Here is a 13,720-nt window from a genome sequence, read left to right as displayed (position 1 = left end):
CTCCCTCATGGCCGAGGCACGTTGCGGAGGTTGGAGCGGGCCATCTGGACCATCCTGCCGACACCGCCGTCCAGCACCATCTTGCTGGCCGACAGCGCGAACCCCGTCACCATCTCTGCCTTGATCTTCGGCGGGATGGACAGCGCGTTGGGGTCGGTGACGATGTCGAGGAGGGCGGGGCCCTTGTGGTGCAGGGCGGTGCGCAGCGCGGAGCGCAGATGCTTGGGCTTCTCGACCCGCTCGGCGTAGGCCCCGGCGGCGCGGGCGAGTTGGGCGAAGTTGGGGTTGTGGTTGCCGGTGCCGTACGCGGGCAGGCCCGAGACCAGCATCTCCAGTTCGACCATGCCGAGGGAGGAGTTGTTGAAGAGGATGACCTTCACCGGCAGGTCGTACTGGACGAGGGTGAGGAAGTCGCCCATCAGCATCGTGAACCCGCCGTCGCCGGACATCGAGATGACCTGGCGGCGGCGGTCGAGGAACTGGGCGCCGATCGCCTGCGGGAGCGCGTTGGCCATCGAGCCGTGGGTGAACGAACCGATCACCCGGCGGCGGCCGTTGGGGGTCAGATAGCGGGCCGCCCAAACGTTGCACATACCGGTGTCAACGGTGAAGATCGCGTCGTCGGCGGCCTCCTCGTCCAGGATCGAGGCCACGTACTCCGGGTGGATCGGAACGTGCTTCTCCACCTTGCGGGTGTACGCCTTGACCACGCCCTCCAGCGCCTCCGCGTGCTTCTTCAGCATCCGGTCCAGGAACCGGCGGTCGCTCTTGGGGCGCACCTTCGGGGTCAGGCAGCGCAGCGTCTCGCGGACGTCGCCCCAGACGGCCAGGTCGAGCTTGGAGCGGCGGCCCAGGTGCTCGGGGCGGACATCGACCTGGACGGTGCGGACGTCGTCGGGGAGGAAGGCGTTGTACGGGAAGTCGGTCCCGAGGAGGATCAGCAGATCGCATTCGTTGGTGGCCTCGTACGCGGCGCCATAGCCGAGCAGTCCGCTCATGCCGACGTCGTACGGGTTGTCGTACTGAATGTGCTCCTTGCCGCGCAGCGCGTGCCCCACCGGTGCCTGCACCCGCTCGGCGAAGGCCATCACCTCCGCATGGGCCCCGGCGGTGCCGCTGCCGCAGAAGAGCGTCACCCGGTCCGCCTCGTCCACCATGCGCGCGAGGGCGTCGATCTCCGTGTCGCCGGGGCGCACGGTGGGGCGTGAGGTCACCAGCGCGTGCTCCTCGGCACGCTCGGGCGCCGGGCGCGCCGCGATGTCGCCGGGCAGCGAGACGACGCTGACGCCGCGGCGGCCGACCGCGTGCTGGATCGCGGTCTGCAGCACGCGCGGCATCTGCTGGGGGCTGGAGATCAGCTCGCTGTAGTGGCTGCACTCGCGGAACAGCTGGTCGGGGTGGGTTTCCTGGAAGTAGCCGGTGCCGATCTCGCTGCTGGGGATGTGCGAGGCGAGGGCGAGGACCGGGGCCATGGAGCGGTGGGCGTCGTACAGCCCGTTGATCAGGTGCAGATTGCCGGGCCCGCAGGAGCCCGCGCACCCGGCGAGCTTGCCGGTGAGCTGCGCCTCGGCGCCCGCGGCGAACGCGGCGCTCTCCTCGTGGCGGACCTGGATCCAGTCGATGGCGGAGTTGCGGCGGATGGCGTCCACGACGGGGTTGAGGCTGTCGCCGACCACCCCGTACAGCCGCCGCACCCCGGCGCGGGCCAGGATGTCCACGAATTGCTCGGCCACGGTCTGCTTGCCCATCGCGGCGCCTTTCGTCCCTGTCAGCCCTGTCGTCCCGGGTTGCCGTGTTTCCTCACGGTCCATCAACCCATGAACGGGACGCTCACGCCTCCCAGACGGCCGCCGCCGTACGGTCGTCGGCGTACCCCTTGACCCCCACCTGGGCGTCGGCGAGGAACCCCGCGAGGCCCGGCGGCTCGGCCCCGGACCAGCGTTCGGCCAAGCGCGCGGCGAGCGCGGGCTCGGCGCGCAGCGGCTCGGCGAGGCCGGTGCCGCACAGCAGCAGGGTGTCACCCGGTTGGGCGACGGAGGCGCGGAAGCGGAAGGCGCCGGTGGGTTCGGACCGCGGGACGGCGTCCGCGACGGCTTCCCAGTCGGCGGGCAGCGCGGGGGCGGGCGGGCCGAGCGCTTCTGACGGCCGTCCGTCGCCGAAGGCGAGCACGGGCCCGCCGACGGTGTCGCCCTCCCGAGGGTCCGGTTCCAGGTCCTGCCAGGCGCCGTCGCGCAGCCGGAACAGCCCGCCGTCACCCGCCCCGAAGAACACCCGCACCCGGCAGCCCGGGTGGGCGGGCAGCAGCAGACAGCGCACCGGGGCGGTGTACGCGTCCGGGTCGAGGCCGAGTGCGGCCGCGCGGGCGCGCAGCCGCCCGTAGCCCCGGTCGGTGAGCCGGTGCAGCCCCGACTTGAGCGCGCCGCGCCGGGCCGCGTGGATGTCCTGCGCGAGCCGCGCGTGGCTGCGGCCGACGGCGGCGCCGATCCAGCCGCACAGCTCCCGCGCGGCCTCCGGCGACGCCCCGCTCGCCACAGCCACCAGGACCAGGGCGCCGTCCCCGGTCCCGAACCGGGCCGTGAGCAGCGTGTCCCGCCGGGGCTCGCCGCTTGAGCGCGCCGCGTCGCCGCGCAGCGATACGGCCCGCAGGGTGAACGTCCCGTAGCGGGCGCCGTCGAGCACGGTGTCGGGCACGGTCCCGCCGGGCTCTTCCGGGTCGGCGACGGGCAGCGTGGTCGGCTCGGCCTCGTAGACGGGCGGCCCGTCGCCGACGAACCCGTCCCCGGCAGCCCGCCAGGGCCGCCGGGGCGCGGGGGCGGCTGGGGACCCGTCACCGCCGGGAGATCGCCACCCCTGCGGGCCACCTCCCGCGTCCCCGCCCGACCTGCCCTCCGGCCCCGGCGCGGCACCGCCCGGCTCACGCTCCGGCGAGCCCCAGGGCGCCCCCGCGGCGGGCCTCTGCTCCCCGCCGTTCGGCCGTCCGCTGCCGAGCGTGCGGGACGCGGAGTCGAAGCGGTCGTCCACCGAATCGGCCGCGGCGGCGGGCCCGGCATCGGCCCGGGCAGGGTCGTACAACTCCCCCCACCAGTCGTTTTCCTGACGGCGTCGGTCGTCCCCCTGCTGGCTCATCCTCATATTGTCCACAGCGGAGCTTCACGGGAACACCACGCGATGCCCTCCGGAACCCCCGGCGAGGCCGTCTCCGGGCGCCACGGGCAAGGCCGCGCCCAAACGCCCCTGGGGCGGGCGTGGCTGTGCGGAAGCGGAAGCAGCGGCCCTCCATACGGTCTAGCCCCGGTACGCCTCCAGCAGGCGCAGCCATACCTCGCTCACCGTGGGGAACGACGGCACCGCGTGCCATAGCCGCTCGACCGGCACCTCACCGGCCACCGCCACGGTCGCCGAGTGCAGCAGCTCCCCCACGCCCGGGCCCACGAACGTCACGCCGATCAGATGGCCCCGGTCCAGGTCGACGATCATGCGGGCGCGGCCGCGGTAGCCGTCCGCGTACAGGGCGGCGCCGGAGAGCTGGCCGAGGTCGTAGTCGACGACCCGGATGCTGCGGCCCGCGGCCTCGGCCTGTTCGGCGGTCAGCCCGACCGCGCCGACCTCCGGGTCGGTGAAGACGACCTGCGGCACCGCCCCGTGGTCCGCGGTGGCCGCGTGGGCGCCCCAGCGGTCGGTCTCCAGGAGCGGTACGCCCTGGGCGCGGGCGCCGATGGCCGCGCCCGCGATCCGCGCCTGGTATTTGCCCTGGTGGGTGAGGAGCGCGCGGTGGTTGACGTCGCCCGCGGCGTACAGCCAGCCGCCCGGCACGTCCCGCACCCGACAGGTGTCGTCCACGTCCAGCCAGCCGCCGGGCGTGAGCCCGACCGCCTCCAGTCCGAGGCCATCGGTGCGCGGGGCGCGCCCGGTGGCGAACAGCGCCTCGTCGGCCTCGACGGTCTCCCCGCCGTCCAGCGTGAGCGTCACCGGGCCGTCCGCGCCGTCGCGCCGCACCGCCGTCACGGACGTCCCCGTACGGATCTTCACCCCCGCCTCGGCGAGCGACTCCGCCACCAGCTCGCCCGCGAACGCCTCCATGCGCTCCAGCAGCCCCGAGCCGCGGATCAGCATGGTCACCTCGGAGCCGAGGGCGCTCCAAGCGGTGGCCATCTCGACGGCCACCACCCCGCCGCCCACCACGGCCAGCCGCCTCGGCACCGTGGACGAGCTGGTCGCCTCCCGGCTGGTCCACGGGCGGGCCTCCGCGAGGCCGGGCAGATCCGGCAGCGCGGCGCGGCTGCCGGTGCAGATGGCCACGGCGTGCCGGGCGGCGAGGAAGCGCTCCTGCCCGTCCGGCTGGGTGACCGCGATACGGCGCGGCTCGACGAGCCGCCCGTGGCCGCGGACCAGGTCGATGCCCACCGAGTCGAGCCAGCCGACCTGGCCGTCGTCCTTCCAGTTCGAGACGAACGCGTCCCGGTGGGCGAAGACGGCCCCCGCGTCCAGCGGCGCGGCCGCCGCCTGCCGCGCCCCGGGCGTACGCCGCGCCTCGGCGCGCGCGAGGACGGAGCGCAGCAGCGCCTTGCTGGGGACGCAGGCCCAGTACGAGCACTCGCCGCCGACCAGCTCGCTCTCCACGATCGCCGTGGACAGCCCGGCCGCGCGGGCCCGGTCGGCCAGGTTCTCCCCGACCGGGCCCGCGCCCAGGACAACGACGTCGTACTCATCCGTACCGGAATTCATCGCGACCCGCTCTCTGCCGACAGCCGGTGACCGGCCGCCGACGGTGTGCCCGACGTGGGATGGCGCTTCCTCCATCCTCCCGTCGAGTCACCCCCGACGGCCACCGGAACCGGACGCCCGGCGGACCTCACCCCGCAGGGGTCGCGCGGCGCTACGGCTTGCGCTGTGGGCCGCGCTTGCGCTCGACCATGTGTCGGCCGAGGGCCTGTCGCTGCTTCCATTCGCGCCGCATCTCGGACCGCAGCCGGGCGTCGGTGCGGGCCGCGAGGTAGGCGTTCTCGCGGAGCAGCTTGCGGTAGCTGTCCAGCCGCCGGGGCGGCAGCGCACCGTCCTCGACCGCGGCGAGCACCGCGCACCCCGGCTCGGTCTCGTGCGCGCAGTCGTGGAAGCGGCAGTCCTCGGCGTACGCCTCGATCTCGGCGAACGCCCGCGCCACCCCGCCCTCCGCGTCCCACAGCCCGACCCCGCGCAGCCCGGGGGTGTCGATGAGCGCGCCGCCCGAGGGGAGGGGCAGCAGGTTGCGGGTGGTCGTGGTGTGGCGGCCCTTGCCGTCGCTGTCGCGGATGGCGCGTACGTCCTGGACGTCCTCGCCCGCCAGGGCGTTGGCCAGGGTGGACTTGCCCGCGCCCGACTGGCCGAGGAGGACGGCGGTCCCGGCCGCGAGCAGCGCGCCGAGGACGTCCATCCCGTGCCCGGTCGTGGCGCTCACCGCCAGTACCTCGACCCCGGGCGCGGCGTTCTGTGCGTCGGCGACCAGATGCGCCAGCGCGGCCGGGTCGTCCACCAAGTCCGCCTTGGTGAGCACGACCACCGGCTGTGCCCCGCTCTCCCAGGCGAGCGCCACGAACCGCTCCACCCGCCCGAGGTCCAGCTCGGCGGCGAGCGATACGGCGATCACGGCGTGGTCGACGTTGGCGGCCAGCACCTGGCCGTCGGAGCGCTTGGAGGAGGTGGACCGCACCAGTTCCGTACGCCGCGGCAGCAGCGTCCGTACGTAGCGCGGCTCGCCGCCCGCGTCCACGGCGGCCCAGTCGCCGGTGCACACGACCTTCATCGGGTCACGCGGAACGACGAACTCCGTGTCGGCGCGGACGGTGCCGCCGGGCGTGACCACATCGCACAGGCCACGGTCCACCCGCACCACCCGGCCGGGCAGCAGGCCCCGCACCGCGTACGGGGCGAACTCCGCCTCCCAGTGGTCGTCCCAGCCGTAAAGGGCGAGGGCGGCACGGCGGAAGGCGGCATCAGAAAAAGCGTTGCTCAAGGGAAAACCCTTCGAAGGGCGGCCCCGGCGCGCTTCGGATACGTCAGCCGGAGACCACGGAGGTGGAGTGAAGGAACTTCTGGTCGCGGGCAGCGCCCATCACCGAGACAGCCATCGGTCACACCTCCCTTTCCTCGCTCAGCCGACAACGACAGCCCACAGCGGCGGCCAACGGCCGCCGCGTGAAGTACGCCTCACCGTAGGGGGCCACGGCCCCGGGCGCCACCGGGTTTCGCGCGTTCGCCGAGGTACGCCTCCAGCGCGGCGGCCCCGGTCAGCATCGCGCGCCCGCGGGCCGACAGCCGGCCGCGCCACTCGCGCAGTGCGCCCTCCAGCGGCTCCAGCCCGCCCGCCGTCCGCACCTGGGAGATCAGCGGGGCGATCTGTTCCAGCAGATAGCCGCCCCGCCTGAGTTGGTGGGCGAGCCGGGCGTCCCGTACGTCGGCCTCGTCGTACACCCGGTACCCGGTCCGCGGGTCGCGGCTCGGGCGCAGCAGCCCTGCGCGCTCCCATGTGCGCAGCGTCGCGGGCCGGATGCCGAGCCTTCCCGCCAGCGAGCCGATGAACGTGCCGTCGGGCCCCACACCGCGCTCGGCGCGTCCGCGGCCAATCGCGAACTCGTGCGCTGGATGCGCGCGTACAACGACGGCCGACCCGCGCCCGAGCGGCTGCGCTTCGCCGGGTTCGACGGCCCGCTGGAGATCACCGGCGCCGCGAGCCCCCGGCCGGCCCTCACCGCACTCCACGACTACCTCGCGGCCCGCGTCGACGGGGGCCAGCTCCCCTGCACCGCGGAAACGCTCGACCGCCTCCTCGGCGCCGACGGCCCCTGGACCGATCCCGCCGCGATGAGGGACCCGGCCCGGTCCGTGGGGCAGTCGGCCGAGGCCAGGGAGCTGCGGCTGCACGCCGACGATCTCGTGGCGCTGCTCGACGCGCAGACGCCGCACCTGATCACGGCGACCTCGCGGGACGACTGGGACCGGGCGCGCCTGTACGCGCGCACCGCCGTCGGCCTGCTCCGCTACCACTTCTGGATGGCCGACTCCTCACCGAGCCGTATGACACGGTTGGTGGGCCTGCGGGACCAGATGATGGCCGACAACCTCCTCTCCCTCGCCGCACGGGGCCCGGCGCTGGTCCACGCCCACAACGCCCATCTCCAGCGGGACAAGAGCACGATGCGCCTGTGGGACCAGCCGCCGCTGGAGTGGTGGAGCGCCGGCGCGCTCGTGAGCGCACACCTGGGTGAGGGGTACGCCTTCCTCGCCACGGCCCTCGGCACGATGCGCCACCAGGGCGTGGACACCCCGCCGCCAGACACCCTCGAAGGGCTCCTGTACGCGCTCCCGGAGAAGCAGTGCGTCATCGACCCCCGCCAGCTGCCCACTGCCCCCAACGCCCCGCGCGTTTCCCCTTACTACGGCTACGCTCCGCTCGACCCGGCCCACCTGGCCTCGTACGACGGGATCGTGTTCGTCAAGGACGTCCCGCGGAGCTAGCCGACGGTCGCTCCGCTCCGGACACGTCTTTTTCGTACCCGGGCAGCGTGAGCGCGGAGTTGGCGCTCCGGGCCTTGCGCCCGGCCAGACCGGACAGCCCCGTACGCGCCAGCAGCGGCGCCGCGCGCAGCGCCTGGTTCCGCAGCCACAGGCCACGGGCCGTGCGCGGTACGAGGGTGGCGCCTCCGCCGTCGGCGATGGCCTGGTTCCGCGCGACGAACGCCCGGATGCCGCGCTCGTAGGCGTCGAAAGCGGCGGTGTGGCCGGTGCGGGTGGCCAGCTCCCCCGCGAGGACGTACGCGCCGACCAGGGCGATGCTCGATCCCTGCCCCGACAGGAAGGAGGGTGCGTACGCGGCGTCGCCGACGAGGGCGACCCGGCCGCGTGACCACCGGTCCATGCGGATCTGGCTGACGACGTCGAAGAAGAGATCGTCGGCCGTCCGCATGGCCTCGACCATCCGAGGGGTCTCCCACCGGCCATCGGCGAAGACCGAGGCGACGAGGTCGCGCTGGGCGGCGGGGTCGGTGAAGGCGTCGAAGGGCGGAGTGTCCCGGACGAAGGTGAGGAACCCGTGCAGCGGGCCGTCGTCGGTGGGCGCGTAGAGGATCGCCGCCCTGCCCGGGGTGTTGCAGGCCACGCCCTCGCGCGCGAGCCCCAGCCGGTTGGGCATGGTGAACCCGGCGAAGCAGTAGCCGAGGTAGCGGTGGTACCGCTCCTCGGGGCCGAAGACGAGACCTCGGGTGTGCGAGTGCAGTCCGTCCGCGCCGATCACGAGGTCGAAGGTGCGCCGCGCTCCACCCCGGAAGGTGACGTCCACGCCGTCGCCGGTCTCGTCGAGCGTGCCGATGGAGTCGCCGAACAGGAACTCGGCGTCGTCCCGCACCGCGTCGTAGAGCGCCGCGGCCAGCTCCCCGCGCGGCAGCTCCACATCCCGGCCCTCCACTCCGCCGGTCAGCATCTCCGGCTTCATCGAACCCACCGGTTTCCCCTCGCCGTTGACGAAGGTGATGGCGCGGGTCTCGAGGTGCGCGGCCCGGATCCGGTCCTCCATCCCCATCCGCCGGACCACGTCCAGCGCCGTGCCGCGGATGTCGATGGGGTACCCGCCCCCGCGCACCGCGTCCGCCTTCTCCACGACCGTGACCTCGAAGCCGTACCGGTGGAGCCAGTAGGCCAGGGTGGGCCCCGCGATGCTGGCGCCGGAGATCAGGACCGTCCGCTTCGGTAACTTCCTCATTGCTGTACCTCCCACGCCAAACTATATACCTAAGTTAGGTAATCAACCCCCATGCATGACGACGACCTGCTCGCAGAGCTGCTCCCCCGGCTGACCCAGCTCAGCAACGTGCTGAACCGCGGCCGCCTGTTCGAGCAGGCCGCCGCGGCCGCCGGAATCTCGCTGGAGCGACCGGCGATGGCGGTGCTCGGCGTCCTCAAGATGGCCGGTCAGCCCCTGCGGATCGGCGAGATCGCCGACCGCATGCAGGTGGCGGGCCCCCACGCCACCCGCCAGGTCCAGGGCCTCGAACAACGCGGCCTGGTCCACCGCATCGCCGACCCTCACGACCAGCGCGCCCGCCTGATCGGCCTCACCCCGGAGGGCGCCTCGACCGCCGACCGCTACATGCGCACCGTGCTCGGCTGGTTCACGGGCGCCCTCGCCCACTGGCCCGCCCAGGACCGCCAGGACCTCGGCCGCCTCCTCGGCCGCATGGTCGACGACCTCTCGGCCCACCTGTCCGCCGCCGACGACACCCGTGGGCAAGCTTGACGCGGCGGCGCGGCGGGCATCGATCGGTCGAGGCGGCCGCGACCGCGGCCGAAGGAGCAGCGCCGAGAATGTCCCCACCGGACTGCCCTGTCCAAGGAGGCATATCGAAATAGGCATATGACGGAGGCATTCGCACGTAACCTCGTCACGGGAAGTGGCATGTTCTCCAGGGGCCGTGTCACGCATGCGTTCGGAGGGGGACGGGTGCAGGGGCAACCGCGCGGTGACCACAACGAGTTGAGCGGGACGGTGCACGGCGGGGCCGTGCAGGCGGGGGCGGTCTACGGGGGGATTCACATCCGGGCCGGGGACCCCGGCGAGGGACGACGGGCCCACGTGCCGTGGCAGCTGCCGCCGTCGGTGCGGATCACCGACCGGACGGTGGAGCTGCGGACGCTGGAGGGGCACCGGGAGCGGGCGGCCGCGGCGGGGTACGGGACGCTGGCCGCGGTCAGCGGGCTGGGCGGGGTCGGGAAGACGGCGGTGGCGCTCGCGTGGCTGCACGGGTTGCGCGAGCGGTTTCCGGACGGGCAGCTCTATGCCCACCTCGGCGCCGAGTCCGCGGCCGGTGCCGTATCGCCGGAGGAGGTCGTGGGGCGGTTTCTGCGGGCGCTGGGGGTGCCGACCGGGCAGATACCCACGGCGTTCGCCGAGCGGGTGACGCTGTACCGGTCGCTGACCGCGGACCGGCGGCTGGTGGTGCTGCTCGACGACGCCGCGACCGCCGCGCAGGTCCGGCCGCTGCTGCCGGGCGGCCGGAACGTGACGGCCGTGACCAGCCGGTGGCGGATGCCGGGGCTGACGGTCGACGGCTGTTACGCGGTGCATCTCGACCCGCTGGCCACCGAGGCGGCGGTCGAGCTGCTGGAGGTCACGCTCGCCGACGACCGGGTGGCCGCGCAGCCCGACCAGGCGCGGGCCCTCGTCGAGCTGTGCGCCGGGCTGCCGCTCGCGGTGCGGGTGGCCGGGGCCCGGCTCGCCGCGCGGCCGCGACGGCACATCACGACGATGGTGCGCGCCCTGACCGAGGAGCGCGGCCGGCTGGAGGCGTTGGCCATCGAAGGCGACCACAACGTACGGGCCGCACTGGACCTGTCGTACCAGGGGCTGCGGGACGAGGCCGCCCGGCTGTACCGGCGCTTGAGCCTGCATCCGGGCCCCGAGTTCGGGAGCGCGGTGGCGGAGGCGGCATTGGGCGGCGGCCGGGACGCGGCCGGGCCACTGGATCTGCTGTACGACGCGAATCTGCTCATCGACGCCGGGGACGAGCGCTACCGGTTCCACGACCTCGTACGGCTGCACGCCACCGAGAAGGCGGAGGCGGACGAGACCGCGCGGGAGCGGGCGGCGGCGCTGCGCCGCATCGCCGACCACTACCTCGCCACCGCCACCCGCGCCGAGGGGATCGTCGACCCGCAGCACGGAACGCTGAAACGGAACTACGGCGAGGACGGTGAGGGCGACGCACCCGTACCGGAGGACTTCGGGGAGGGCAGCGACGCGGCGCTGGGCTGGCTGGAGAGCGAACTGCCCAATCTGATGGCGGTGATCCGCGTCGCCCGCCCCGCCGGTTTCCCGACCGTCGCCTGGCAGCTCGCCGACGCCCTGTGGCCGCTGTTCCTGCGCCGGAAGTTCTACGAGGACTGGCGGACCGCCCACCGCGAAGGGCTGCTCGCGGCGGAGGAGTTGGGGGACTCGGTCGCGGAGTGCCGGATGCTGACCTCCGGCGGAATGGGCGAACTGGGGATGGGCGACCACGAACGCGCCCTGGAGATGTTCGAGCGCGCGGCGCGGACGTTCCACGCGGGCGGGAACGCGCTCGGCCACGCCCGTACGGTCAACTACCAGGGTCTGGCCCATCAGCGGCTGGGCCGCCTGGACCGGGCTGCCGAGCTGTTCACCCGGGCCGCCGCCGAGTTGCCCACGGCCGGCGACCCGCGGGCGGGCGGACTGGCCCGGCTCAACCTCGCCGACATCGCCCTGGAGCGGGAGCTGTGGGAGCAGGCGGTGACGGAAGCCGACGCCGCGCACACCACGCTGGACGAGGCGGGCGACGCGTACAACGCCGCCCGCGCGGCGACCCTGCTCGGCCGCGCGCACCTCGGCCGGGACCGGCACGACCTCGCGGAGGAGTGGCTGTCCACGGCGCTCACCACCTTGCGCGGCATGGCCGCGCACTACGAGACGGCGCGCGCCGTGGAGAGTCTGGCCACGCTCGCCGAGCGGCGTGGCCAGACGGAGCTGGCCCGGGAGCGCTACCGGGAGGCGCTGGACCTCTACTCGGCGGTGAACCGTTCGAAGTCGGCCCACGCCGAGGCCGTACGCACCCGGCTCGGGCGTCTGCGGGCCCCGGACGCGAGACGCCCGGCGGACACCGGCGACGCGGAAGGCGCGGCGGACACGGCAGGCTGACTCCACACCAGCCGCACCGGCGCCGCCCCCAGCTCAGCGGCGGGGAGTCCGGCCACCAGCCAGGTGTGGGCCACCGAGGCCCACACCGCCCAGGGCGGCCCGGCCGCCGGGCACCGCGCGCGCAGCGTCAGCGCGAGGCCGTCGCGGCCCAGCCGCATCCAGAGGCGGGGACCCCGGTGAACCGCCACCACCAGGGCACCGGGATGCCGGGCGGCCAGCGCGGCGGTCTGCCGGTGTGGCGGCGAGGTCCCGGCGTCGGCCCCACCGTCAGCCCCGGCCCCGGCGTCGGCCCCATCCTCAGCCCAGGCCCCGGTCCCGGTCCCGGTCCCGGTCCCGGCCAGCAGCACATCCGCGAGCGGGCAGAGCGAGGCCACCGGCGCGGGGAGCAGGACGCGCAGATGCTCGTCCACGGTCCGGCGGACCCGCGGCCCCCGCACACCGCTCCCCAGGCGCAGCAGCACGACATGGACGCGGCCCGTCGGCACCCCACCCGCGGGCTCGGTCACCACGGCGGTCACCGGAGCCACCGAGGTCACCGGAGACGCCCACGTCACCGGCGTCATGACACGGCCCCCGGCCGCATGCCGCCCGGCGCGACGCTGCCCGGCTCGTCGTACGGCACCGTGAACGGCAGCCGCGCGGGCTCGGTGGTCGGCCGCCCGGCGGGGGCCCGCAGCCGCAGCTTGCGGTAGAGGAGCGCCCGCATCTTGCGGGCGAACCGGCCCGGTTCCGAGGTGATCCGGGCCGCCACCCGCTGGTGGCGCTGCGCGCGGTAGGTCGCCGAGCTGCGCTTGAACTGCTCCCGCAGCGGGCGGTCACCGTGCAACCGGGGCGCGAACGAGCCCAGTTCGGCCAGCGGCGAGCCGGGGTCGACATCGGCGTCGGGCAGGGTGGCCATCAGGACGGGCACCCCGGTCATCGAGCCGTAGAGGGTGACCGAGCCGTGGTCGCCGACGATGTAGTCCGCCGCGACCAGCGCCCCCGTCCAGTCGGCGTAGTGGCTGAGCACGGTGAGCCCGGAGCGGCCGAGGCGGGCGAGCCAGCTGCGGACCTGCCACTCGCCGTGGCCGTTCCACACGTGCGGGTGCAGCAGCGCGGCGACCCGGAACTCCTCGCGCGGCAGCTCCGCCACCAGCCGCTCCAGGACCTCAAGGGCGCGCCCCAGCAGGGAGTCCGGCCCCCAGGTGGAGCAGGCGAGCACGAGCCGCTGCCGGGGGCGGGCGCCCAGCGCCTCCCGGTACAGGGCGCGGGCGGGCAGGCTCGCGGTGATGCGGTCGAAGCACGGGTCGCCGACCACCTCCGCGACCGGCAGCGCCTCGGGGCACTCCCGGCCCAGCCGGGCCAATTCCTCCTGGTGCGCCAGGACGATGGCCTCGGGCACCACGGCCCCGTCCCGGACCAGCCGCTGCCTGCTGAGCCCGTAGACGCTGCGCTGCGCCGCCACCGCGCGCCCCCGCCGCCGACCGGGCACGATCTTGTTGTGTCCGGCGCCGTGCGGCAGCACGATGACGGGCGCGTGGAGTTCGTGCAGGCTGCCGTGGCCCGCGGCCAGCGCGAGGTCGAACGGTGTCTGCACCGCCTGGCTCCAGGGCAGCACCAGCCCCCGCAGCCCTTCCAGAAACGCGGCGACGCCGTTGCTGAACACATCGGGCGCCGCGGTGAAGAACACCTGTACCCGCGTGTCGCCCTCCAGCAGCCGGATGGCGTCCAGCAGACGCTGTCCGGCGGTCACCGTGTGCACCACGGCCAGGACCCTCCGGCGTATCTCCCGGGTGGCCCAGTACTCGACGTCCGGACGCACCGGCACATGGCGTGGGTGAGCTTCCAGCATGGTCACGCTCATCGGTTCGACTTCCCCCGGTCTTCCTTTCGGGCTCCCGGCGACTGCCATGCGCCCGATTCCGGCTGGCGACCCGGTCGGCCGCCGGATGAGGGCGTGCCCTGGGGACTGGATGCGGAGGTTGCAGAATTCCTGCACGTCTCCTGCGGTGATGAACGACCTGATCACAGCGGTGAGGACGTGCGCCCGCCACGCACCCGTGC

At 74.2% G+C, this 13,720-nt stretch carries 10 protein-coding genes; 3 read left to right on the top strand and 7 right to left on the bottom strand.

The genetic code is table 11. From position 1 onward, the window contains the following. Positions 1 to 5: 5 nt before the first annotated feature. From ACZ6CL_RS18800 to ACZ6CL_RS18780, 5 genes are all read right to left on the bottom strand, one after another. A complete protein-coding gene (locus ACZ6CL_RS18800; protein ID WP_468937230.1) occupies positions 6 to 1,748 on the bottom strand; it encodes a pyruvate dehydrogenase in 1,743 nt (580 codons plus the stop codon). A gap of 82 nt (positions 1,749 to 1,830) precedes the next feature. Further along, on the bottom strand, positions 1,831 to 3,126 hold the full coding sequence (locus ACZ6CL_RS18795) for a protein phosphatase 2C domain-containing protein (RefSeq protein WP_468937229.1): 1,296 nt from the start codon (positions 3,124 to 3,126) through the stop codon (positions 1,831 to 1,833). Between the two features lie 159 nt (positions 3,127 to 3,285). Further along, complete coding sequence (locus tag ACZ6CL_RS18790; RefSeq protein ID WP_468937228.1) at positions 3,286 to 4,725, bottom strand: dihydrolipoyl dehydrogenase family protein; 1,440 nt, start codon at positions 4,723 to 4,725, stop codon at positions 3,286 to 3,288. Between the two features lie 151 nt (positions 4,726 to 4,876). Beyond that, positions 4,877 to 5,989 carry a ribosome small subunit-dependent GTPase A gene (rsgA, locus tag ACZ6CL_RS18785; protein WP_468937227.1) on the bottom strand — a complete coding sequence of 371 codons (1,113 nt, stop codon included), beginning with the start codon at positions 5,987 to 5,989 and terminating at the stop codon, positions 4,877 to 4,879. Positions 5,990 to 6,183: 194 nt separating this feature from the next. Then, positions 6,184 to 6,573, bottom strand: a complete 390-nt coding sequence (locus ACZ6CL_RS18780; protein WP_468937226.1) for a TioE family transcriptional regulator — start codon at positions 6,571 to 6,573, stop codon at positions 6,184 to 6,186. 45 nt (positions 6,574 to 6,618) lie between these two features. Between ACZ6CL_RS18780 and ACZ6CL_RS18775 the strand changes: the two genes are divergently transcribed. Continuing rightward, positions 6,619 to 7,491 carry an erythromycin esterase family protein gene (locus tag ACZ6CL_RS18775; RefSeq protein ID WP_468937225.1) on the top strand — a complete coding sequence of 291 codons (873 nt, stop codon included), beginning with the start codon at positions 6,619 to 6,621 and terminating at the stop codon, positions 7,489 to 7,491. Here the strand turns inward: ACZ6CL_RS18775 and ACZ6CL_RS18770 are convergent. Continuing rightward, positions 7,469 to 8,731 carry an FAD-dependent monooxygenase gene (locus ACZ6CL_RS18770; RefSeq protein WP_468937224.1) on the bottom strand — a complete coding sequence of 421 codons (1,263 nt, stop codon included), beginning with the start codon at positions 8,729 to 8,731 and terminating at the stop codon, positions 7,469 to 7,471. The two genes, ACZ6CL_RS18775 and ACZ6CL_RS18770, sit on opposite strands and share 23 nt — an antisense overlap. Before the next feature lie 51 nt (positions 8,732 to 8,782). Here ACZ6CL_RS18770 and ACZ6CL_RS18765 point away from each other — a divergent pair, with 51 nt between their 5' ends. Together ACZ6CL_RS18765 and ACZ6CL_RS18760 are read left to right on the top strand one after the other, a co-directional pair. Continuing rightward, positions 8,783 to 9,265, top strand: coding sequence for a MarR family winged helix-turn-helix transcriptional regulator (locus ACZ6CL_RS18765; protein WP_468937223.1), 483 nt, complete (start codon positions 8,783 to 8,785; stop codon positions 9,263 to 9,265). A gap of 159 nt (positions 9,266 to 9,424) precedes the next feature. Beyond that, positions 9,425 to 11,677, top strand: coding sequence for an ATP-binding protein (locus ACZ6CL_RS18760; protein WP_468937222.1), 2,253 nt, complete (start codon positions 9,425 to 9,427; stop codon positions 11,675 to 11,677). A gap of 559 nt (positions 11,678 to 12,236) precedes the next feature. Here ACZ6CL_RS18760 and ACZ6CL_RS18755 read toward each other — a convergent pair. Then, positions 12,237 to 13,520 carry a hypothetical protein gene (locus ACZ6CL_RS18755; protein WP_468937221.1) on the bottom strand — a complete coding sequence of 428 codons (1,284 nt, stop codon included), beginning with the start codon at positions 13,518 to 13,520 and terminating at the stop codon, positions 12,237 to 12,239. Between the last annotated feature and the right edge of the window lie 200 nt (positions 13,521 to 13,720).

This window comes from Streptomyces sp. NPDC041200, assembly GCF_055591805.1.
This window is presented reverse-complemented; position numbering and strand designations above follow the sequence as displayed.